Origin of the sequence: Rhodococcus sp. 7Tela_A2 (assembly GCF_049311045.1) — a bacterium.
In the GTDB taxonomy this organism is placed as follows: domain Bacteria; phylum Actinomycetota; class Actinomycetes; order Mycobacteriales; family Mycobacteriaceae; genus Rhodococcus.
The window spans coordinates 1-22,601 of record NZ_JAXION010000071.1; the positions used below are offsets into that span (position 1 = coordinate 1).

General features: G+C 68.4%; 20 protein-coding genes. 15 read left to right on the forward strand and 5 right to left on the reverse strand.

Going from position 1 to position 22,601, the window contains the following annotated elements:
- Nucleotides 1-46: 46 nt before the first annotated feature.
- A complete protein-coding gene (locus TVH25_RS14050) occupies nt 47-2,287 on the reverse strand; it encodes a heavy metal translocating P-type ATPase (RefSeq protein ID WP_422424511.1) in 2,241 nt (746 codons plus the stop codon).
- A 180-nt stretch (nt 2,288-2,467) separates the two neighbouring features.
- On the opposite strand from TVH25_RS14050, the gene purS reads away from it, so the two are divergent.
- The 14 genes from purS (at nt 2,468) to purM (ending at nt 18,911) form a co-directional block, all read left to right on the forward strand.
- The gene (gene purS / locus TVH25_RS14055) at nt 2,468-2,713 is read left to right on the forward strand and encodes a phosphoribosylformylglycinamidine synthase subunit PurS (RefSeq protein WP_072701971.1); all 246 of its coding nucleotides are present in this window, start codon (nt 2,468-2,470) and stop codon (nt 2,711-2,713) included.
- Nucleotides 2,710-3,387, forward strand: coding sequence for a phosphoribosylformylglycinamidine synthase subunit PurQ (purQ, locus tag TVH25_RS14060; protein WP_169621297.1), 678 nt, complete (start codon nt 2,710-2,712; stop codon nt 3,385-3,387). The genes purS and purQ overlap by 4 nt, the downstream gene beginning before the upstream one ends.
- A gap of 179 nt (nt 3,388-3,566) precedes the next feature.
- The gene (locus TVH25_RS14065) at nt 3,567-4,412 is read left to right on the forward strand and encodes an SDR family NAD(P)-dependent oxidoreductase (RefSeq protein ID WP_296551446.1); all 846 of its coding nucleotides are present in this window, start codon (nt 3,567-3,569) and stop codon (nt 4,410-4,412) included.
- A 45-nt stretch (nt 4,413-4,457) separates the two neighbouring features.
- Nucleotides 4,458-5,615 carry a serine hydrolase domain-containing protein gene (locus TVH25_RS14070; RefSeq protein ID WP_422424512.1) on the forward strand — a complete coding sequence of 386 codons (1,158 nt, stop codon included), beginning with the start codon at nt 4,458-4,460 and terminating at the stop codon, nt 5,613-5,615.
- 20 nt (nt 5,616-5,635) lie between these two features.
- The gene (locus tag TVH25_RS14075; RefSeq protein ID WP_422424514.1) at nt 5,636-7,885 is read left to right on the forward strand and encodes a cytochrome P450; all 2,250 of its coding nucleotides are present in this window, start codon (nt 5,636-5,638) and stop codon (nt 7,883-7,885) included.
- Nucleotides 7,886-7,957: 72 nt separating this feature from the next.
- Nucleotides 7,958-8,572, forward strand: coding sequence for a TetR/AcrR family transcriptional regulator (locus tag TVH25_RS14080; protein ID WP_206036968.1), 615 nt, complete (start codon nt 7,958-7,960; stop codon nt 8,570-8,572).
- 282 nt (nt 8,573-8,854) lie between these two features.
- Entirely contained in the window at nt 8,855-10,153 is a 1,299-nt protein-coding gene (locus TVH25_RS14085) for a M18 family aminopeptidase (RefSeq protein ID WP_422424516.1), read from the forward strand.
- Nucleotides 10,154-10,250: 97 nt separating this feature from the next.
- Complete coding sequence (locus tag TVH25_RS14090) at nt 10,251-10,841, forward strand: Uma2 family endonuclease (RefSeq protein ID WP_169621293.1); 591 nt, start codon at nt 10,251-10,253, stop codon at nt 10,839-10,841.
- 67 nt (nt 10,842-10,908) lie between these two features.
- Nucleotides 10,909-13,188 (forward strand): phosphoribosylformylglycinamidine synthase subunit PurL, encoded by a 2,280-nt coding sequence (purL, locus tag TVH25_RS14095; protein ID WP_378527958.1) that lies wholly within the window; start codon nt 10,909-10,911, stop codon nt 13,186-13,188.
- 56 nt (nt 13,189-13,244) lie between these two features.
- Nucleotides 13,245-14,966, forward strand: coding sequence for an alpha/beta hydrolase (locus TVH25_RS14100; protein WP_422424526.1), 1,722 nt, complete (start codon nt 13,245-13,247; stop codon nt 14,964-14,966).
- Nucleotides 14,963-15,613: a CPBP family intramembrane glutamic endopeptidase gene (locus TVH25_RS14105; RefSeq protein ID WP_422424519.1), complete on the forward strand. Its 651-nt coding sequence runs from the start codon at nt 14,963-14,965 to the stop codon at nt 15,611-15,613. The genes TVH25_RS14100 and TVH25_RS14105 overlap by 4 nt, the downstream gene beginning before the upstream one ends.
- Before the next feature lie 11 nt (nt 15,614-15,624).
- Nucleotides 15,625-16,011 (forward strand): sterol carrier family protein, encoded by a 387-nt coding sequence (locus TVH25_RS14110; RefSeq protein ID WP_169621289.1) that lies wholly within the window; start codon nt 15,625-15,627, stop codon nt 16,009-16,011.
- Between the two features lie 112 nt (nt 16,012-16,123).
- The gene (purF, locus tag TVH25_RS14115; protein ID WP_169621288.1) at nt 16,124-17,710 is read left to right on the forward strand and encodes an amidophosphoribosyltransferase; all 1,587 of its coding nucleotides are present in this window, start codon (nt 16,124-16,126) and stop codon (nt 17,708-17,710) included.
- A gap of 127 nt (nt 17,711-17,837) precedes the next feature.
- Nucleotides 17,838-18,911, forward strand: a complete 1,074-nt coding sequence (gene purM, locus TVH25_RS14120; RefSeq protein ID WP_296551457.1) for a phosphoribosylformylglycinamidine cyclo-ligase — start codon at nt 17,838-17,840, stop codon at nt 18,909-18,911.
- Nucleotides 18,912-19,159: 248 nt separating this feature from the next.
- Here purM and TVH25_RS14125 read toward each other — a convergent pair whose 3' ends face one another.
- From TVH25_RS14125 to TVH25_RS14140, 4 genes are all read right to left on the reverse strand, one after another.
- Nucleotides 19,160-19,351, reverse strand: a complete 192-nt coding sequence (locus TVH25_RS14125) for a DUF3073 domain-containing protein (RefSeq protein ID WP_072701946.1) — start codon at nt 19,349-19,351, stop codon at nt 19,160-19,162.
- Nucleotides 19,352-19,546: 195 nt separating this feature from the next.
- On the reverse strand, nt 19,547-20,503 hold the full coding sequence (locus tag TVH25_RS14130) for an asparaginase (RefSeq protein ID WP_378527954.1): 957 nt from the start codon (nt 20,501-20,503) through the stop codon (nt 19,547-19,549).
- The gene (locus TVH25_RS14135) at nt 20,500-21,156 is read right to left on the reverse strand and encodes an MOSC domain-containing protein (RefSeq protein WP_169621285.1); all 657 of its coding nucleotides are present in this window, start codon (nt 21,154-21,156) and stop codon (nt 20,500-20,502) included. The genes TVH25_RS14130 and TVH25_RS14135 overlap by 4 nt, the downstream gene beginning before the upstream one ends.
- Nucleotides 21,153-22,283 carry a YgfZ/GcvT domain-containing protein gene (locus TVH25_RS14140; RefSeq protein WP_422424522.1) on the reverse strand — a complete coding sequence of 377 codons (1,131 nt, stop codon included), beginning with the start codon at nt 22,281-22,283 and terminating at the stop codon, nt 21,153-21,155. Before TVH25_RS14140 ends, TVH25_RS14135 begins: the two co-directional genes overlap by 4 nt.
- Nucleotides 22,284-22,337: 54 nt before the next feature.
- Between TVH25_RS14140 and TVH25_RS14145 the strand changes: the two genes are divergently transcribed.
- On the forward strand, nt 22,338-22,601 hold a 264-nt coding region (locus TVH25_RS14145), incomplete at its 3' end, for an aminotransferase class IV (protein WP_422424524.1).

Consider the following 22,601-nt stretch of genomic DNA (forward strand, 5'->3'; position numbering starts at 1 on the left):
GTGTGCGAGATCGGAAGATCTCCCACACCATCGCTATCGCCCGGGGTCAGCGGGGCGCGAACCTGCGCAGGCGCAGACTGTTGCTGACCACGAACACCGAGCTGAATGCCATTGCCGCGCCCGCGATCAGCGGGTTGAGCAGCCCCAGCGCGGCGAGCGGCAGCGCCGCGACGTTGTAGGCGAACGCCCAGAACAAATTGCCCTTGATGGTGCGCAGCGTTGCCCGCGCGAGGCGGATGGCGTCGGGGGCGGCCCGTAGATCGCCTCGGACCAGGGTCAGATCCGACGCCTCGATGGCGACGTCCGTTCCCGTGCCCATCGCCAGCCCGAGGTCGGCCTGGGCCAGCGCTGCCGCGTCGTTGACGCCGTCGCCGACCATTGCGACGACCCTCCCCTCGGCCTGCAGACGCTCGATCACCTGCACCTTGTCGGCGGGCATCACTTCCGCGATGACCTCGTCGATGCCGACCTGCTTCGCGACCGCCTCGGCCGCGCCGCGGTTGTCACCCGTGAGCAGCACGGGGCGAAGACCCAGGTCACGGAGTTCGGACACGGCGGCACGGGAACCGTCCTTGACCGTGTCGGACACCACGACGACCGCACGGACTGCACCGTCCCAGGCCACCCAGATCGGCGTCCGGCCTTCGGATTCGGCCACCTCGGCTTCTCGTCGGAGGTCGGGTGCCGGTGTGAGCGACCATTCGTCGCGCAGCCAGGACAGCCGCCCGGCGAGCACGGCACGTCCGTCGACCACACCGGAAACCCCGCGTCCGCCGTGGTTTTCGAAACTCTCCACACCGGACAGCGGACGCGTCTGTGCGGCGTGGTCGGCGATCGCCCGCGCGATCGGATGCTCGGATGCGTGTTCGAGCGACCCCGCGAGATGCAGTACTTCGCCGGCGGATTCGTCCGGCGCCACATGAACGGAGGCGACGGTCATCTCGCCCGTGGTGACGGTTCCGGTCTTGTCGAGTACGACGGTGTCGACGCGGCGCGTGGATTCGAGGATCTGCGGGCCCTTGATGAGGATGCCGAGTTGCGCTCCGCGGCCTGTGCCGACGAGCAGCGCTGTGGGAGTCGCGAGACCCAGCGCGCACGGGCACGCGATGATCAGCACCGCGACCGCCGACGTGAAGGCAGCCGAGACGGGATCGTCGGTGAACAGCAGCCACGCGGCGAGGGTGAGCAGCGACAGCCCGATCACGATCGGGACGAACACCGCGGAAATCCGGTCGGCGAGGCGCTGGACCTCCGCCTTCCCGTTCTGTGCGTCCTCGACGAGGCGCGCCATCTGGGCGAGTTGGGTGTCGGAGCCGACGCGGGTCGCCCGGACGGTGAGGCGACCGCCGGCGTTGACGGTCGCACCGACCACGGCGTCGCCGGGCGCGACCTCCACGGGCATCGACTCACCGGTCAGCATCGACTCGTCGACGGCCGACGAACCCGATTCGACGACGCCGTCCGTCGCGATCTTCTCGCCGGGACGCACCACGAACACATCGCCGACGGCGAGCTGGTCGACCGGGATGCGGGTTTCGGTGCCGCCACGCAGCACCGCGACGTCTTTGGCTCCCATGTCGAGCAGCGCCCGCAGGGCGGCGCCGGAGCGGCGCTTCGCCCGGGCCTCGAACCAGCGACCCGCGGTGATGAAGGTGGTGACGGCCGCGGCGACCTCCAGGTAGATGTGCTCCTCGCCGCCGCCCGAGGCGAACAACTCGAAGGTCATCTTCATGCCGGGCATACCGGCGTGGGTGAAGAACAGCGCCCACAGCGACCACAGGTATGCAGCGGTGACACCGACGGAGATGAGGGTGTCCATCGTCGCGGCACCGTGGCGCAGGTTGGTCCAGGCCGCGCGGTGGAAGGGCAGGGCGCCCCACACGACGACCGGTGACGCGAGGGTCAGGCACAGCCACTGCCAGTTGTCGAACTGCAGGGCCGGGATCATCGACAGCGCGACCACGGGGACGGTGAGCAGGGCCGACACCGTCAGGCGCTGTTTCCATTGCGCGGCTTCGTCGGGTCCGCTGTCCTCGCCGGCAGCATGCTGCGTCTGCGGGGGTGCGGGCAGTGCTGCGGTGTAACCGGTGGCTTCGACGGTCGCGACGAGGTCTTCGGGCGTGATGTCGCCGCTGTAGCTGACCTTCGCCTTCTCGGTCGCATAGTTGACCGACGCGGTGACGCCGTCCATCCGGTTGAGCTTCTTCTCGACGCGCGCGGCGCAGGAGGCGCAGGTCATCCCACCGATGGTGAGTTCGACGTCACGCGTCGTGTCGGCGGTCGTCATGTGGATACTCCTTCGATGTCGTTCCTCCTTTATACCCCTAGGGGGTATGTGTCCGCTACTCCCTGGGGGCGGTGGCCGGCGGGGCAGCGGCCGGTTCCGGCTCGAGCGGCCTGAGCCGGTAAACTTCGATGGGTCCGGTGTCCGTTCCCGGGCGCCAGCACTACTACCGAGGAGCAGCACGTGGCGCGTGTCGTCGTCGAAGTCATGCCCAAGGCCGAGATTCTCGACCCTCAGGGTCAGGCCATTGCCGGGGCGTTGTCGCGGCTGGGCTTCGCGGGCGTGACCGACGTCCGCCAGGGAAAGCGATTCGAACTCGAGGTCGACGGCAGCGTCGACGACGCCCAGGTGGAGAAGATCGCCGAAGCGCTCCTCGCCAACACCGTGATCGAGGACTGGGCGGTTCGCCGGATCGACGGTGACGCATGAGCGCACGCATCGGGGTCATCACGTTCCCCGGCACGCTCGACGATATCGACGCAGCCCGGGCGGTGAAGCTTGCCGGCGGCGAGGCCGTGAGCCTGTGGCACGGTGACGCCGACCTCAAGGGTGTCGACGCGGTCGTCGTGCCCGGTGGGTTCTCGTACGGCGACTACCTGCGGTGCGGCGCCATTGCGCGGTTCGCTCCGGTGATGACCAAGGTCGTCGAGGCGGCGCGCGGCGGAATGCCGGTGCTCGGCATCTGCAACGGCTTTCAGGTGCTCGCGGAAGCGGGCTTGCTGCCCGGCGCGCTGACCCGCAACGCAGGTCTGCACTTCGTGTGCCGCGACCAGTGGCTGAAGGTCGAATCGAACTCAACCGCGTGGACGTCGCGCTACGAGCAGGGTGCCGAGATCCTGGTACCGCTCAAGTCCGGCGAGGGCCGTTACCAGGCCTCGCAGGAAGTGCTCGACGAACTCGAGGGCGAAGGCCGTGTCGTGTTCCGCTACGTGGGCGAGAACCCGAACGGATCCCAGCGTGGCATCGCGGGCATCGCGTCGGCGAACGGCCGGATCGTCGGCCTGATGCCGCACCCCGAGCACGCCACCGAGGCGCTCACCGGCCCCAGCGACGACGGGCTCGGCATCTTCTACAGCGCGCTCGACGCGGTGGTCAACGCCTGATCTCCTGACGCACCGAAACCCCCGCCGTCCGATGGACGGCGGGGGTTTTTCGTTGGTCCGTCCATTCTTTGCGGTCGTTTTAACGCCGAAATACCCATCCTCACCTGCGGTGGAAAAGTTTCACTAGACATACGTCTACCCAAAATGTCATGCTCTGCATCACCGGTGGCGGAGGCCGAGTGAGCCAGCTACCGCACATTCCCGAGGAGATTCGTATGCAGTTCCAGGACAAGGTCGTTTTCATCACCGGTGCCGCGTCAGGCATGGGTCTTGCCACCGCGCAGGCATTCGCCGACCAGGGCGCCGTCGTCTACGGCGCGGACATCTCCGCCGACAACCTCGCTCGCGACTTCGCGGCGCTCCCGGGAGCCCACGCCGTTCCCCTCGACATCGCCGACAGTGCCGCCGTGCGCGAAGCCTTCGCCACCGTCGAGCGTGAGCACGGCCGACTCGACGTGCTCGTCAACGCGGCTGGCGTCAACGCGCCCAACAAGGCTGCGCTCGACGCCCTCAACGCCGAGAACTACAAGGGCTTCGAGGCGATGAAGGAAGGCCGGCAGCACAACCCGGAGTTCTACGAAACCATCACCGACGAGGACTTCGACCGCGTCCTGAAGATCAACCTGTACGGCCCCTTCTACACGATGCGTTCCGCTGTGCCGCTGCTCAAGAAGGCAGGCGGCGGCGCGATCATCAACTTCTCCTCGGCCGCCGCGCTGATGTCGGTGGCGATGCCCGCGTACTACCCGGCGTCCAAAGCCGGTGTGCTCGGCCTGACCCGGGAGGCTGCCACCGAACTGGCTCCCTTCAACATCCGCGTCAACTCCCTTGCGCCCGGGGCCGTCGACACGCCGCTGTTCCGCCAGAGCGACGAGGAGTTCTCCGACTTCCTCATCTCGATGCAGCCCATCAAGCGGCCCGCCACCCCCGAGGAGATCGCCAAGACCGTGCTGTTCCTGGCGGGTGCCGAGGGCTCCTACTACACCGGGCAGACGTTCTCGCCGTCCGGCGGATTGGTCATGTAACCCACCGCTGATCCCCGCCGCACCGAGAGAAACAGGACCGACACCATGCCCGCTCTGGACCCCACCGCACTCACCCGGCTCACCGACGAGATCCGCCGTGACATCGACCACGGCGACTACGACGGCGTCAACATCATCGTCGCGCGTCACGGCGACATCGCCCTGAACGAAACCCTCGGCTACGCCGAACGCGCCACCGAGACCGCGCTGCGGCCGGACAACGTCTTCCGCATCCTGTCGATGTCGAAGGCGTTCACCAACACGCTCGCGTACCGCGCACTCGGCGAAGGCAAGCTCGCGCTGTCGACGCGCGTCGTCGACATCATCCCCGAGTTCTTCGGCACCGACGTCTTCCGCTCGGTGCGCAAGGACCGCATCAACCTCCACCACCTCCTCACACACCGCTCGGGAATGCCCGCCACCCCGAACCCCGGCCTCGGACCGGACCGCTTCGGGGTACTCGCCGACGTGATCGACGCGCTGTGCTCCGTGGACGTCGTCAACGAACCCGGGACCACCCTCAACTACGCGCCGTCGATCAACCACGCCCTCATGGGTGAAATGGTCCGTCGCGCATACGGTTACGACCACTTCCGGGACCTCGCGCGCGATCTCGTCTTCGAGCCGCTCGGGATGACGCGGACGGCGTTCGGCATGCCCGCAGCCTGGCGCGCGGACGCGGTGCCGCTCAAGGCATACGTACCCGACAACGGCTGGCTGTCGCCGGCCGACATCGAAAACCTCAACGACACCATCACCGAGGCCGCGGAGATCCCGTGGGTCGGTGCCGTCAGTACCGCGGAGGACATCTTCGCCTTCGCCGAGATGTTCCGCCGCAAGGGCGAAGTGAACGGACAGCACCTCGTCGCTCCCGTGGTCGTCGACCAGGCCACGACCCTGCAGACCGGCGACATGCCCAACGACCTGTATGCGGGCATCGCCGCGAGTCGCGGATGGGAAACCCCGCCCGGCAACTTCGGGCTCGGATTCTCCTTGTCCGGCACGGGACCCCACGCATCGTTCTTCGGACCCTTCACCTCCCCCCGCACCTTCGGCAACTACGGTGCCGGGTCGTCCCTGTTCTGGGTCGACCCCGAACTCGACATGACGTTCGTATTCCTGTCGGCCGGCTGCATGGACGAAGGCGACAACGTCGCCCGATTCCAGAAGCTCTCCACCATGGCCGCCGCGGCCGCCCGCTGACTCCTCCGGGAAGACCTGACATGACCCTCACGCCTGAAGCTCCCTCCGCTTCCCGGTGCCCTGTCGCGCACGGTTTCGACGCACTGAGCGACGACTACTTCACCGACCCCGCAGCACATTTCGCGAAGTTCCGGGACGAGACGCCCGTGTTCTTCTATCCGTACCTCAACGCGTGGATCGTCAACCGCCGCGAAGACGTCGAGACCGTGCTCGCCGACTGGCAGCGGTTCACCTCCGGCGGCAACAGCGGCACCATCGACGTCCCCGAACAGTTCCGGGCGATCGTGCCGCCGGACCTCATCACACAGATGCTGGTGGGCTCCGATCCGCCGAGCCACACCGACCACCGGTTCGTCGCGCAGCGCGGGTTCACCAAAGAACGCATGGAGGCGCTGCAGCCCGAGATCGAGGCACGCGCGCACCGCGTCGTCGACGGCTTCGAGGCACGCGGCTCCGGCAACCTCGTGACGGACTACGCGCTCGAACTCACCACGCAGACGATCATGGCGCACATGGGTCTCGGGTACGAGCACGACGCGATGATGCGCCAGCTTCGGGACGACTTCGCGATGATCCTCGCGTCGGCTGCCGAACCGATGGCCGAGCCGATGCGGACGCAGGTGTGGCAGCGCTACATCGATGCCACCCTCGTGCTGCGCCGCATCATCGACGAGCGTCGTGAGAACCCCGGCACCGATCTGATCTCCGATATGGCGATCGTGAACGACAAAGACGGCAACCGGATGCTGTCGGCGGCCCAGATCGCTGTGCATCTCACCGAATTCGCGATGGCCGGCGTCGATTCGACCACCCAGGCGGTCTCGAACGCGGTGCTGTTCCTCGCGCGGAACCCGGAAACCCTCGCCGAGGCGATCGAGGATCCCGCACTCTGGCAGCGAGTGTTCGAGGAGACCGTGCGACGCAGGCCGTCGTCACCGTTCGCTGCGCGCCAGGCGCAGCAGGACATCGAACTGGGCGGCGCGCACATCCGGAAGGGCGACATGGTGTGGCTGGCGCGGGCCAGCGCCAACACCGACCCGGCGCGGTGCCCGCACCCGTTCGAGTTCGACATCCACCGCCCCGAACCCGAGAACCACCTCGCGTTCACCCAGGGCCGGCACACCTGCCTCGGCCAGGCACTCGCCCGGGTTCAGGGCGCGACGGCACTGCAGGTGCTCTTCGAACGGCTCCCGTCGTTGCGTCCCGCGGCGGAGGTTCCCCTCGACTTCCTGCCGATCGCGCTGCTTCCGGTGCGCCGGACCCTGCCGGTGACCTGGGATGTCGCCGACATCGAGCGAGCGAAAACCAAGACCGCCCGGCACATGGAACTCACGGTGCTCGAGCGCCGCGACGAATCCGACGGGGTGGTGTCGCTGACCCTCGGCCACCCCGACGGCGGCGCGCTGCCCACGTGGAAGCCGGGCGCGCACATCGAAGTTCGGCTCGGCGACGGCGACGACGCCCTGCTGCGGCAGTATTCGCTGTCGTCGTCTCCGCAGGACAGCACACGCTGGCGGATCGGTGTGCTCCGCGAACCGGATTCGCGCGGTGGATCGCAGTACGTACACGACCGGTTGCGGGACGGCGCGACCGTCACGGTCGGCTTCCCCCGCAACAACTTCCGTCTCCGCCCGGCTGCGCGGTACGTCTTCGTGGCCGGGGGGATCGGCATCACCCCGATCCTGCCGATGATCGCGCAGGCCGAGGCCGACGGTGCCCGCTGGGAACTGCTCTACGGCGGCCGCACTCGCGCGTCGATGGCCTTCCTCTCCGAACTCGAGCGGTTCGGCGACAAGATCACCGTGTGCCCGCAGGACGAGACCGGTCTGCTGGATCTGCGTACGTTGCTCGCCGAGCCCACCGAGGACACGCTGATCTACTGCTGCGGTCCCGAACCGCTCCTGCAGGCGATCGAAGCCGCGAGCGCGCACTGGCCGGTCGGGTCGCTGGTGACGGAACGCTTCGCCGCGAAGAAGATCGTGCGCACCGAACCGGACGTGGCGTTCGACGTCGACTTCGCCCGATCCGGGATCACCGCCACGGTGCCCGCCGGGAAAACGGTGCTGGACGTGGCGGAGGAGAACGGTATCGAGGCGTTGTCGTCGTGCAAGGAAGGGACGTGTGGCACCTGCGAGGTCCGGATTCTCGCGGGACGCGCCGACCATCGGGATTCGATCCTCACCCCCGGTGAGCAGGAGCGGAACGAGACGATGATGATGTGTGTCTCGCGCGCGGAGAAGGGGTGCTCGAGGCTGGTGCTCGACGCCTGACCGTGCGAAAACTCGATCGGATTCCGGCGGCGGGACCGGTAGGGTTTCGTGCGACGAGAGGCGGGAGGGCGAGTGGCACCGAGAACGGCGGTCGTGCCGAAGATGACGCGGGTCGAGCAGAAACGCGCGACGCGTGAAGCACTCATCGAATCGGCGCGGGCACTGTTCGTCGAATCGGGATACACCTCCACCACGGCCGAGGCGATCGCCAAGGCCGCGGGGGTGTCCCGCGCGACGTTCTACCTGCACTTCCGGTCCAAGGCGGAGATCGTGCAGTGGCACATGTCGGCGCTCGAACAGCCGATCCGGGACGACTACCGGCGCCTCGACGCGTTCGAGGACCCGTCGCTCGGCGACGTCACGGACTGGCTGAACGAGCACGCGCTGTTCTGGCGGGCGCACCGGGCCGAGTTCGCGAGCATGGAGCAGGCGCTCTCCCACGAGCCTCTCGTGTCCGACGAGTGGTTCGCCATGTTGCGCCGTGTCGCGTCGGGTATGGACAACCTGCTGGGGCGGCAGTCGGACGACGACGCCCGGTTGCGGGCACGCCTCCACGTGACGTCCATGCTGATGTCGACCGACCGCAACTTCCACTTCGCGCTGGTGCAGGGGCACGACGAGAATTTCGAACGGCTTGTCTCCGTGCTCGCGGAGCAGTGGTTGTTCTGCCTGCACCGCACAGGCTGACGACATACGGAACGAGGGATCTCGCGCGCCGTCCCGATCGGCTGCGAGATCTCTCGTCCGTGAAACCCGGAGCTCAACCCCCCGATCGGGTCCCGGGCCGGCGCCCCCGTTTCGTTCGATGGAGGCACCGACCACCAGTGTGCCCGGCTCGCCCCGGTTTGTCCTGACAACTCGTCGCCGATTTTCCCCAAAGCGGCTTCGACGCCGTCATCCGAGCTCCCGGCGGGGTCTCTCGCGTCAGGGGTATCCGGTCGGAGGACCCGGAAGTGCGAGGATGCAGACATGCCTTCGATGACGCAAGCGGATGCCCCGGGACTGTGCAACTTCGTCGACATGTCGCCGTCGCCGTTCCACGTGTGCGCGACCGTCGCGGCCGCGCTGAACGACGCGGGCTTCACCGAACTCGACGAGTCGCAGCGCTGGCCGAGTGAGCCGGGACGGTACTTCCTGGTCCGCGGCGGATCGCTCGTCGCGTGGAGCACCGAAGGCGACGACACCGATCCGGCGCGGCCCTTCCGCATCGTCGGCGGGCATACCGACAGCCCCAACCTGCGGGTGAAACAGCATCCCGACCTCGCGTCCGCCGGGTGGCGGCTCGTCGGACTCGAGCCGTACGGCGGAGCCTGGCTCAATTCCTGGCTCGACCGCGACCTCGGTGTGTCCGGGCGGCTGACGGTGCGCTCGGGATCCGGTTCCACCGACGTGCTCGTGCGCGTCGACCTTCCCGTACTGCGTGTTCCGCAGCTGGCGATCCATCTGTCCGAAGACCGCAAAGGCGTGCAACTGGACCCGCAGCGGCATCTCAACGGCGTGTGGGGCATCGGCAGCGAACCCCGCTCGTTCCTGGCGTATGTCGCCGGGCAGGCCGGGGTCGACGCCCGGGACGTGCTCGGATGGGAACTGATGACCCACGATCTGGCGCCGAGTTCCCTGGTCGGCGCCGACGGTGAACTGGTCAGCGCACCGCGACTGGACAACCAGGTCACCTGCTACACCGGGCTGCAGGCGATGCTGCACGCCGCCGATCACGTGGCGACTCACGGCGGCCCGGTGCCGCTGCTCGCCCTGTTCGACCACGAAGAGGTCGGCAGTATGTCCGACAGGGGTGCGTTCTCCGACCTGCTCACCACCGTCCTCGAACGCATCGCGCTGGTGCGCGGCGGCGGCCGCGAGGATTACCTCCGGGCGCTGGCGGGGTCGGTCGTCGCGTCGGGGGACATGGCCCACGCGACCCACCCCAACTACGCGGAGCGTCATGAACCCGCCCACCGGATCCTGGTCGGCGGCGGCCCGGTGCTCAAGGTCAACCAGAACCTCCGCTACGCCACCGACGCCGCCGGAGCGGCAGCGTTCGCGCTCGCCTGTGAGCAGGCCGGCGTGCCGTTGCAGCGATACGTGCACCGGGCCGATCTGCCGTGTGGCTCGACGATCGGTCCGATCACAGCATCGCGCACGGGACTGACCACCGTCGATGTGGGGGCGCCCCAGCTCGCGATGCACTCGGCCCGCGAACTCATGGGAGCCGCCGACGTCGCGAGCTACGCCGATGCTCTCGCTGCGTTCCTGACGCCCGCGATCTGAGCCGGATCTCCGAGACCGGCGGTTCCCGAGACCGCTGCGCACTCCGGTGACAGACTGAGGTGGTCCTGTCCGGCCCGCAATGAACGGGAGTGTTGGCGTGAGCAGCCCGTCCTATCCCGATCACCTGCTGACCCTCGACGAGTGGGTTGCGCTCCCGGACCACGAGAACCATCACGTCGAGGTGTGCGAGGGCGTTCTCGTCGTCGCACCGGCACCGGGCGCCGCACACGATCACGCCGAGATGGTCCTTGCGATGCAACTGGACCGCCAGTTGCCCGACGACCTGTGCGTGCTCGGCGGCGTCGAGGTGCTGGTGTCGGAGAACCCGCTGACGGTGCGGGTGCCCGATGTGATCGTCGTGGACCGGACGCTCGTCGACGCCGACCCCGATCGCGCTCCGATCACCGAGGTGCGGCTCGTGGCGGAGATCACCGTGCCGGGCACCGCCCGCACCGACCGGGTCACCAAGTTCTCCGAATACGCTGAGGCAGGCGTGCCGCAGTACTGGATCATCGATCTCGACGGACCGCCGGTGGTCGCGGTGTTCACCCTCGAAGACGGCTGGTACCGGTACGACGGCGAGCACACCGGCACGACCGTCCTGAAAGCGGTGGGTCATGACGTCACCCTCGAGCTTCCCGGCCTTGCCCCCGCACCGGTGACGCCTGCCGAGCCCTCGCCCCGATAGACTGGCTCCCGGCAGTGCCCGCCCGGCCTGCTGTTTTCGATCCCAGAGTGAAGGGACCCGACGCCCAGTGTCACCGCACGTGGATACCGTCACCCACGCCGCCGAATCTCCTGATGTCGCTCAGCCCTTCCGGGAGCTGGGACTCAAGGACGACGAGTACGCGCGCATCAAGGAAATCCTGGGGCGCCGCCCCACGGACGCCGAACTCGCCATGTACTCGATCATGTGGTCCGAGCACTGCTCGTACAAATCGTCCAAGGTGCACCTGAAGTACTTCGGCGAGACCACCACCGACGAGATGCGTGCCTCGATGCTCGCGGGCATCGGCGAGAACGCCGGCGTCGTCGACATCGGCGACGGCTGGGCCGTCACCTTCAAGGTCGAATCCCACAACCACCCGTCCTACGTCGAGCCCTATCAGGGCGCCGCGACCGGTGTCGGCGGCATCGTCCGCGACATCATGGCGATGGGAGCCCGGCCGATCGCGGTCATGGACCAGCTCCGCTTCGGCGATCCCAGCCACCCCGACACCCGGCGCGTCGTCGACGGTGTCGTGCGCGGTGTCGGCGGATACGGCAATTCGCTGGGTCTGCCCAATGTCGGCGGCGAAACCGTGTTCGACGCCTCGTACCAGGGCAACCCGCTCGTCAACGCGCTCTGCGCGGGCGCGATGCGCGTCGAAGACCTCCACCTGGCGTTCGCGTCCGGAACCGGCAACAAGATCATTCTGTTCGGAGCCCGCACCGGCCTCGACGGCATCGGCGGCGTCTCCGTTCTCGCGTCCGAGACCTTCGACGACAGCGCGGGCGGCCGGCCCAAGAAGCTGCCGAGCGTGCAGGTCGGCGACCCGTTCACCGAGAAGGTGCTCATCGAGTGCTGCCTCGACCTGTACCGGGAGAAGCTCGTCGTCGGCATCCAGGATCTCGGCGGTGCCGGACTGTCCTGCGCGACATCCGAACTCGCCGCGGCCGGTGACGGGGGAATGCACATCTCCCTCGAGCGCGTCCCGATGCGCGCGACCGGCATGACCCCGGCCGAGGTGCTCTCGTCCGAGTCGCAGGAACGCATGTGTGCGGTGGTCGCTCCCGAGAACGTCGACGCCTTCATGGCGGTCTGCAAGAAGTGGGACGTGCTCGCAACCGTGATCGGCGAGGTCACCGACGGAGATCGCCTCGTCATCGACTGGCACGGTGAAACCGTGGTCGACGTGCCCCCGCGCACCGTCGCCCACGAGGGCCCGGTCTACGAGCGTCCCGTGCAGCGCCCCGAAAGCCAGGACGCGCTGGTGGCGAACACCACCGCCGGGCTGAAGCGTCCGGAGACGGCCGCCGAACTCGAGGCCACGCTGCGCAAGATGCTCGCATCACCCGCGCTGTGCAGCCGCAAGTGGATCACCGAGCAGTACGACCGCTACGTGCGTGGCAACACCGTGCTCGCCGAGAACGCCGACGCCGGTGTCATCCGGATCGACGAGGAGACCGGCCGCGGCATCGCGCTGGCCACCGACGCGTCGGGCCGCTACACCCAGCTCGATCCGTACACGGGCGCGCAACTCGCACTCGCCGAGGCATACCGCAACGTCGCCACCACCGGTGCGACCCCGAAGGCCGTGTCGAACTGCCTCAACTTCGGTTCGCCGGAGGACCCCGCCGTGATGTGGCAGTTCCAGCAGGCCGTGCGCGGTCTCGCCGACGGCTGCGCGCAACTCGGAATCCCCGTCACCGGCGGCAACGTCAGCTTCTACAACCAGACGGGCTCGACGCCCATCCTGCCCACGCCGGTCGTGGCTGTGCTCGGCGTGATCGACGACGTGCATCGCCGCATTCCCACCGGGCTCGGTCTCGAACCCGGGGAGACGCTGATCCTGCTGGGGGAGACCCGCGACGAGTTCGACGGGTCCATCTGGGCGCAGGTCGAGCACGACCATCTCGGCGGCGTGCCCCCGAAGGTCGATCTCGAACGGGAGCGGTTGCTGTCGGAGATCCTGCTCGCCGGTTCGCGTGACGGACTGATCTCGGCTGCCCACGACCTGTCCGAGGGCGGTCTCGCGCAGGCCGTCGTCGAGGCGGCGCTCGCAGGAGAGACCGGTTGCCGGATCCTGCTGCCCGAGGGCGCAGACCCGTTCGTCACGCTGTTCTCCGAATCCGCCGGACGGGTGCTCGTCGCAGTGCCTCGCACGGAGGAATCCCGGTTCACCGGGATGTGCACCGCGCGCAACATGCCGTGGGTGCGTATCGGTGTCGTCGACGAGGGCTCCGACTCCATCGAGGTCCAAGATCAGTTCTCGATTCCGATGGACGAACTTCGCGAGGTGTGGGAAGGCACCCTCCCGGCTCTGTTCGGGTAGCCGTGCCGGCGAGCCAGGTCGATCGCCTGGTGGCGATCGCGGCCCGACGGGGCCGAATCGTCGCGGTGGTCAGCGACTTCGGTGACCGCTATCCTCTGCCCGCGCGGGTGTGGGGACGGTTGAGCCTGGACTTCACCGGCATCGCCTTCGCTTCACTGTTCTTCTGCTGGTCGTTGACGCCGTCGCTGCTGCCCCGGGACTGGTTGTTCCAGGGCATCGTCGGCGGCATCAACGCCGCCATCGGCTACGGCGTCGGGTGCGCGGTCGGGTGGGCCGTCCACCGTTTCCTGCTGTCCGGCAGGCGGTGGTGGCCGCCGCCGCTGCCCGTGGTCCGGGCGTTCAAGGTCGCGATACCGGTCGCGGGAGTCGTCGCGGCTCTCGTCGCACTCGTTCTCGCCGCCGACGACCAGCGTCAGCTCGCCGCGCTCATGGGGTCGGAACGGACCACCACCAGCGGATATCTGCGCACCATCCTGCTCAGCCTCGGAGTCTCCGCCGGTCTGATCGGACTCTGGCGCGCCCTGCACGACATCGGCCGCTGGGTAGCCGGGCAACTGATCCGCCGTGCCCGCGTACCGCTCGGGCTGGCCCGGACGCTCGGTGTGCTCGTCGTCGTGCTCGCCACGTTCATGCTCATCGACGGAGTATTGCTGCGCGGCGCATACTTTTTCACCAATCAAGCGTTCAGTCTGCACGACGATACGACCCGTGAGGGAACTCTCCAGCCGGCCGAGCCCACGAAGTCGGGCAGCCCCGATTCGCATGCACCCTGGGAATCGCTCGGGTTCCAGGGCAGAGATTTCGTCTCGCGCGGCCTCGACGCCGGCGAGCTGAGCGCCATCAGCGGCGTCCCCGCGCAGGACCCGATCCGGGTGTACGTCGGGCTCGACTCCGCCGACACCCCCGAAGAGCGTGCGGATCTCGTTGTCGCCGAACTCGAACGAACCGGCGCGTTCGACCGGTCGGTGCTCGCGTTGATTCCGACCACCGGTACCGGGTGGGTCAATCCGACAGCTGCGCAGGCGATGGAACTCGTCCACAACGGCGACCTCGCGATGGTGGCGTGGCAGTACTCGTACCTACCGAGCTGGATCTCGTTCCTCGCCGACCGCGAGAAGGCCGCCGCGGCAGGGGAGATGCTCATCGACCGAGTACGAGAGCGCTGGACGCAGCTGCCGGAGGACACCCGCCCGAAGCTGTACATCTACGGCGAGAGCCTCGGCACCCAGTCCGGGGAGGGAGCGTTCGACAGCATCGGCGAGATCCGCTCGAGTGTCGACGGGGTCCTGTGGGTCGGTCCGCCGAACTCGAACCGATTGTGGCGGCAGATCGTCGAGCGACGAGATCCCGGCACACCGGAGGTGTTGCCGGTGTACGCGGACGGACTCGTCGTGCGATTCGCCGGCGGAAGCGACTCCGTTCCCGAACCCGACGCGGCGTGGCTGGCGCCGCGCGTGCTCTACATCCAGCACACCTCCGATCCGGTGGTGTGGTGGTCTCCCGACCTGATATTCAGCCGACCCGACTGGCTCGCGGAACCACCGGGGCACGACCGTCTGCCGCAGATGCGGTGGTTCCCGTTCGTGACGTTCTGGCAGGTGTCCGCCGATCTGACGAATGCGGCCGGGGTGCCGGACGGGCACGGCCACAATTACGGCACTGCGGTGCTCGACGGCTGGCTGGCGATTGCGCGACCCGACGGATGGACCGCCGACGACACCGAACGGGCGCGCACCGCACTCGAGCAGTTGCGGGGCGTGCAGGGGCCGGAGAAGTGACGCCCGGGTCGTGGCGAGGGGGGGTCGCGTCCGCCGCGACGCTCGCGCTCGGTGCGGCCCTGCCCGCAGTCCGGTCGGGCCCTCGGGGTCGAGGGTTGCTCGCCGCCGCCGCAGGAGTGAGCGCGGTCCTGGCGACTCGTGCGTCCGGAGTGTCTGTATCCGCTCTCGGATTCGATCCCGCCCGCACCCGGGACGGTGTGCGGTGGGGTGGTGGCGCGGCGACGGCGGTCGCGGCGGGGTACGTCGTCGCGGTGACGGTGCCCGGACTGCGCGCGCACTTCGTCGACGAGGGTCGCGCATACCGTCCGGACTTCTACGAGTGGATCGGGCTGCACATACCGGTCGGCACGGTGGTCGCGGAGGAGTTGCTGTTCCGCAGCGCCTTGACGGCCCTGGTCGGTCCTGTCCCACAGGCCCTCGTCTTCGGCCTCTGGCACATCCGCCCGGCCAGGATCGAAGGCGACAGCGTTGCCGGCACGGTGCTCGTCACCGCGCTGTCGGGTCTGGTGTTCGCGTGGTTGCGTGTACGCAGCGGCAGCATCCTGGCTCCTGCGCTCGCGCATCTGGCCGTCAATGTGGGCGGGGCTGTCGCAGTCCGGATCGCTACAGTCCGGGCAGCGAAAGGCACACACGTGCGCCGGGATTAGGCTTCGGGAACATGGCACCACGTAGAACTGTCGATCCCGCCGAGCTGAGAGCCGCACTCGACCGCGTCGAGCCGTGGGTCTCGGGACGCAGCGACGACAGGCCGGCCCGCGCCGATCTGGCGGCCGCGGTGCGGCTCAGCGCACGAACCCTCGAACAGATCGCACCCGGCTCCAGCGTCGAGGTGCGGGTGCCGCCGTTCGTCGCGGTGCAATGCGTCGAAGGCCCCCGGCACACGCGAGGGACGCCTCCCAACGTCGTCGAGACCGACGCACTCACCTGGTTACGTCTGGCGGTGGGCCGGCTCACGTTCGACGAGGCGGTCGCCGTAGGGTCGATCGACGCCTCGGGAAGCCGGGCCGGCGAGATCGCGCACTGGCTTCCGCTGCTCCGCTTGTGATGCCCGAATTGCGCGGTCCGCACCGCCCAAGCGGGGACGACGGTCGGAGTCCCGGCCCGTGGCCCGTAGAATGAAACCGCCCCGCCCTTGTCCAGCCTCAGGGAGCACCTCCGTGACCAGTGCCGATCTGTCGGTTCACACACGTAATCTTCTCGCCTCCGACGAACCCGAGAACGAACCGCGCGAGGAGTGCGGCGTCTTCGGAGTGTGGGCTCCTGGCGAAGACGTGGCCAAGCTCACTTATTACGGCCTCTATGCTCTACAACACCGTGGCCAGGAGGCAGCGGGCATCGCCGTCGCCGACGGCTCGCAGGTCCTCGTGTTCAAGGACCTCGGTCTTGTCAGCCAGGTCTTCGACGAGCAGACGCTCGCCGCGATGCCCGGCCACATCGCGATCGGCCACTGCCGCTACTCGACCACGGGTTCGACGACGTGGGAGAACGCGCAGCCCATCTTCCGGACCACCGCGTCCGGTTCCGGGGTCGCCCTCGGTCACAACGGCAACCTCGTGAACACCGCGGCTCTGGCCGAACGCGGCCGCCGGCTCGGCGTGCTCGACCCGAAGCGTCCCGGCGCAGCGAACTCGGACTCCGACACCGTCGGGGCACTGCTGGCGCACGGTGCACGGGACAGCACCATCGAAGAAGCGGCCATGCAGCTGCTGCCGACCCTCCAGGGCGCCTTCTGCCTGACCTTCATGGATGAACACACCCTCTACGCGGCGCGCGATCCGTGGGGCATCCGGCCGCTGTGCCTGGGTCGCCTCGATCGTGGCTGGGTGGTCGCGAGCGAGACAGCGGCCCTCGACATCGTGGGCGCATCGTTCGTCCGCGACATCGAGCCCGGTGAGCTTCTCGCGATCGATGCGAACGGCGTGCGCTCGTCGCGGTTCGCCGCTCCCGAGCCCAAGGGCTGCGTGTTCGAATACGTGTACCTCGCCCGCCCGGACTCCACCATCGCCGGCCGGTCCGTCCACGCGACGCGCGTCGAGATCGGCCGTCGGCTGGCCAAGGAGCACCCGGTCGACGGTGACCTCGTCATCCCGGTTCCCGAATCGGGTACGCCCGCCGCAGTCGGGTACGCGCAGGGATCGGGCCTGCCGTACGGCCAGGGCCTGATGAAGAACGCCTACGTGGGCCGCACCTTCATCCAGCCGAGCCAGACGATCCGCCAGCTCGGGATCCGGCTCAAGCTCAACCCGCTGCGTGAGGTCATCCGCGGCAAGCGGCTCGTCGTCGTCGACGATTCGATCGTGCGGGGCAACACCCAGCGCGCCCTCATCCGCATGCTTCGCGAGGCGGGAGCCCTCGAGATTCACGTCCGGATCGCGTCGCCGCCGGTGAAGTGGCCGTGCTTCTACGGGATCGACTTCGCGTCGCCGGCCGAACTCATCGCGAACGGTGCCGGTACCCGCGATCGCGACAACGACGACGAGCACGATTACGACCTGATGGTCGAGATGGTGCGACGCTCGATCGGAGCCGACTCGCTCGGCTACATCTCGATCGACGGGATGATCGGCGCTACCGAGCAGCCCGCAACCCGGTTGTGCGCTGCGTGTTTCGACGGCCATTACCCCATCCCGCTTCCCAACGGGCATGCGGTCGTCAAGGACTCGCTCGACGGCGTCGTCGACACGGATTCCCCGACCCCGACGGTCCTCGAGAACGCCAACGCAGACGTTCTGAGTCGGCCGTAGAACCTGGTCGGGTACCGTAAGTCCCGCGGTCGGCACTGTTCGGCGTGCGTCCTGCATGCCCCGTGACGGATACCGGCCACCCTTTATCAGTAGATCGAACACAACTCGAGGCTGGAGCCGACAACTCATGACCGAGGAGACAACCCCCGGAGCTTCCTACGCCGCAGCGGGCGTGGACATCGAGGCCGGTGACCGTGCCATCGAACTGTTCGCGCCGCACGCGAAGAAGGCCACCCGCCCGGAGGTGCTCGGCGGTCTGGGTGGGTTCGCGGGCCTCTTCGCGCTCAAGCGCGACTACAAGGAACCGCTGCTCGCGGCGTCCACCGACGGCGTGGGGACCAAGCTCGCGGTCGCGCAGGCGATGGACAAGCACGACACCGTCGGCCTCGACCTCGTCGCGATGGTCGTCGACGACCTCGTGGTGTGCGGCGCCGAACCGTTGTTCCTGCAGGACTACATCGCCGTGGGCCGCGTCGTTCCCGAGCGGGTCGCCGAGATCGTCGCCGGCATCGCCGAGGGTTGCGTCCAGGCGGGTTGCGCACTGCTCGGTGGCGAGACGGCGGAACACCCCGGCGTGATGGCCGACGGCGACTACGACATCTCCGCGACCGGCGTGGGCGTCGTGGAGGCCGACAAACTGCTCGGCCCCGAGCGGGTCCGTCCCGGCGACGTCGTGATCGCCATGGGCGCGTCGGGCCTGCACTCGAACGGATACTCGCTCGCTCGCAAGGTGCTGCTCGAGATCGGCAAGATGAGCCTGACCGCGCACGTCGACGAGTTCGGCCGCACCCTCGGTGAGGAACTGCTAGAGCCGACCCGCATCTACGCCAAGGACTGCCTCGCGCTCGCTGCCGAGACCGAGGTGCGTACCTTCTGCCACGTCACCGGTGGCGGTCTCGCCGCGAACCTCGCGCGCGTGATGCCGAAGGGTCTTGTCGCAGAACTCGATCGCACCACGTGGAGCCCGGCGCCGGTGTTCGGTCTCATCGCCCAGCGCGGCCGTGTCGAGCGCGCCGAGATGGAGAAGACGTTCAACATGGGCGTCGGCATGGTGGCGATCGTGGCTCCGGAGGACGTCGATCGCGCCCTCGCGGTGCTCACCGCCCGCCACATCGATTGCTGGACCCTCGGTACGGTCCGCCGGGCGCAGGACGGTTCCGACGATCGGGCGATCCTGGCGGGCGACCACCCGCGCTTCTGAGCCTTCACCACACAGGTCCGGTCCCTCACCCGATGGGTGGGGGGCCGGACCTGTGTCGTGTGAAAGCTGGTGGCCGACTGTGTGTTCCCGCCTGCCGAACGAAGAGCGGTGCAGGAGGGTAGCTACGCCGAAAGGTGGACCGTCGCGGCGTTACCACCGCTGGGCCCACTCGGTAAAAAGCCGACTACACCACTGACGGAGGGGGTGCCGAATTCTCGGCTGCCCCCTCCGTCAGAGAGAAAGGTGAGTCAACGACGAAAATCGTCGTCGTAATCGTCGTCCCAACCGGAACGCTGGTCTGCGAAGACCTCGTCACGCTGCGAGTTGGTTACACCGCCAGACAACTCTCGTTGGAGGTTCTCGAAGTCGGTGGACGGCGAGCTGTACTTGAGTTGCCGTGCAACCTTGGTCTGCTTTGCCTTAGCCCGGCCGCGGCCCATGACTAACCCCCTCGCGCTTTGACGGGGCGGCCTGGGGAAATTTGGCGGCCCCGGTGAGTTGAGTATTTTCCTGTGGCCCACTTTAGCGTGGAAAAGTCGGTTCCGCTCCCACGCACCTGTCCGGGCCGGTGTCCTTTACGTCTCAAACGGACCCGACCAGCGGCAATGAAGATCTCGCGTCGTGGAATGTGCCCTTCAGAACACCCCCGGGACGGCCCGAACGGTGCCGACGCGTACCCCGCCGCCCGAAACCGGCTGGGAGGCGAGCGTCGCGAGGACCTCCGCGTCACCGACGCCGAGCCGGTGGAGCAGGGCCGAGGAAAGCGGTAGCCGGGCGCGTTCGTGGCCGTCGTCGATCTTGAAGGCGAAGGAGGTTCCGTCCGGGAGCGCCCCGGCGTGGACCCCGTCCGCGCCGGCTTTGCACAGCAGACCCGGGACGGCACGCATCAGACTCAGATCGTCCTTGCCGGTGCCCGAGATGAGGAAGGGGTGTTCGCGGATCGCGTCGGCGACCGCGCGTTCGGGTGTGCCGGACTCGGCGGTGGCAAGACGCGCGTACGCACGCGCCAGATTGATCAGCGGTACCGGCACGATCGGCAGGCCGCAACCGTCGATGCCGAGATCCGCGTCCTCGATGTCTCCGGTGAGATCCGCGATGGTCGCGACGACGCTCTCCTGCAGCGGATGGTGCGGGTCGAGATAGGTACCGGTGTCCCAGCCCCGGGCAGCGCACACGGCCAGCATCGCGGCGTGCTTGCCGGAGCAGTTCATGTACGCGGCGCGGGGTGCCCGACCCGCCGCGAGCACCTCGGCCCGGGCCAGTTCGTTGCCCGGCAGATCCTCGGGGCACTGCAGATCCTGCTCGCCGAAGCCGTGGGCGGTGAGAAGTTTCTCGACCAGATCGACATGCTCGGTTTCGCCCTCGTGTGACGCTGTGGCGATCGCGAGTTCGGCAGAACTGCGCGGCACGAAACCCGACCGCAGCATCGCGACGGCCTGGAGGGGCTTGTTCGACGAACGGGGGTAGATCGGGGTGTGCACCTCGCCGAGGGAGACCACCACCTCACCCTGCGGGTCGAGCACGATCAGCGATCCGCGGTGGACGCACTCGCGGAAGCCCGACCGCACCACCTCGACCAGTTCGACGCTCACTGCTGTTCCGCCTTCCGGCCGGCGATCCGCCGGCGTGCCTTCTCCGCCACTGTCGGCGCGAGATCGTCTTGCTGGTCGAGCATCACGGCGAGCCGTTCCGGGTCGCGGCCGGTGAACAGGTCCCGCACGGTGACGCCGTGACCGGGGACGTCCTCGACGGTGATCGTGTCGCCCGCCCGGACGGATCCTTCCGTGACCACCTTCAGGTACGCACCGGTGTCCGCACGCGCGGTGAAGCGCGCGCCCCAGCGCGGTTCCTCCGACCAGTTCCCGAACGTTCGGCACGGCGTGCGCGGTCCGGTGATCTCGAGCAGCAGGCCGCCGTCTCCGACCCGCCAGCGTTCCCCGATGACGGCGTCGGTCGGCGACATGCCGCTCACCCGGAGATTTTCGCCGAACCACCCGACGGGAAGGTCGCGGCCGAGTTCGGTCGCCCAGCGGCGAGCCTCGTCGTCCCCGTACGCGTAGACCGCTTTGTAGCGGCCGCCGTGGTTGGCGGTGTCGCACTGGCGATCGCCGGCGAGACCGGACTCGCCGACGTGGACCTCACCGTCGACGGGTCGTTTGTCGATGGCGGTCACCGGGACGCGCCGCAGTCCGGTGTCGCGGAGCGCGTGCACGACGCACACCGCCTCGACCCGGCCGGCGGTCACCGGCCGCGCAACCGCTCGACGGCCTGCCTTCCGGCCTGCACGGTGTCGTCCTGCGGTATCGAGTCCGGATCGATCGACGCGGCACACGGACCGGCGACGAGCGGCGTGTCCGGGGTGATGGTGCGTTTGACGAGCGCCAGCGCGACGGGACCGAGTTCGAAATGGTCCACGATGGTGCCGATCCGCCCGACCGTCCTGCCGCCGGCCGTGACGGCGTCGCCGGTCTCGGGCCGTCCGTCCGCGGAGCCGTCGAGGTGCAGGAGGACCAGGTGCCGTGGCGGCTTGCCGAGGTTGTGGACGCGCGCCACGGTCTCTTGACCCCGGTAACAACCCTTGTCGAGGTGCACGGCCCCGTGCTCGCCGGGCCCACCGATCCACCGCACCTCGTGCGGGATGGTGCGGTCGTCGGTGTCGATGCCGATGCGGGGCCGCAGGGCGACCACGCGCAGCGCGTCGTAAGCCCACGTACCCGCGGGGCGTGCGCCGGCGGACACGAGGGCGGTGAACGTCTCGACGAGCCGGTCACGGGGAATCAACAGGTCGTAGGAATCGTCGGTGGGCCAGGGCATCCGTCTGACGAACCCGCCGCCCGGGAGTGCGACTGCCGCGTAGGGCTCCGCCGGCAGGGCCTCGAGACCGAGGACGCCGAGGATGCCCGGGCTGCCCGCCTCGGGCCCCAGGAGGGACAGGACGGCCATGTCGTTGCCGTCCCGCGGTTCGGCCTTCGACCAGAACACCATCTTGGTCAGGAATCCGAGAAGGTCCGGTCCGCGGCTCGGTTCGGTGTCGATCCACGTGACACCGTCGAGGTCGGTCTGCACGAAGTGGTGTTCGACCCGGCCGTTCACGTCGAGGCTGAGGTTCTCGGCGGACGTACCCGGGGGCAGCGCGGCGACGTGCTGGCTCGTGATGGTGTGCAACCACGACAGGCGTTCGTCGCCGGAGATGGCGATGACGTACCGCGTGGAGCGGTCGACGATCGCCGCGCCGGTGGTCGCGGCGCGTTGTTCGCCGAGGGGGTCACCGTAATGCCAGGCCAAGCCCTCGTCGGGGGTGCCAGGGGGTGACGCGACTGCGTCGGGAACGGTGAGGAGACGGCTCTCGGACACGATCGGAATCTCGGTCACGACAACAGTCTATGGGGAAGTGGCCGCGTGTTCGCCACTCGCTAGGCTGGAAGCATGGCTGATCGGGTGCTGATGACGCTGGACGGCGAGGTGCGGGACCTCGACGCTCCTCTGGTGCACGCCGATGACATCGGAGTGCTGCGCGGCGACGGGGTGTTCGAGACGCTGCTCGTCCGTGGTGGGCGGGCCTGCGCGATGGAACTGCACCTTGCCCGGCTCGCGTCGTCCGCGGAGGCACTCGCTCTCCCCGAACCCGATCGGGCCGAGTGGCGTGCAGCCGTGGACCTCGCGGTGGAGAAGTGGGGCGGGGACCGGGAG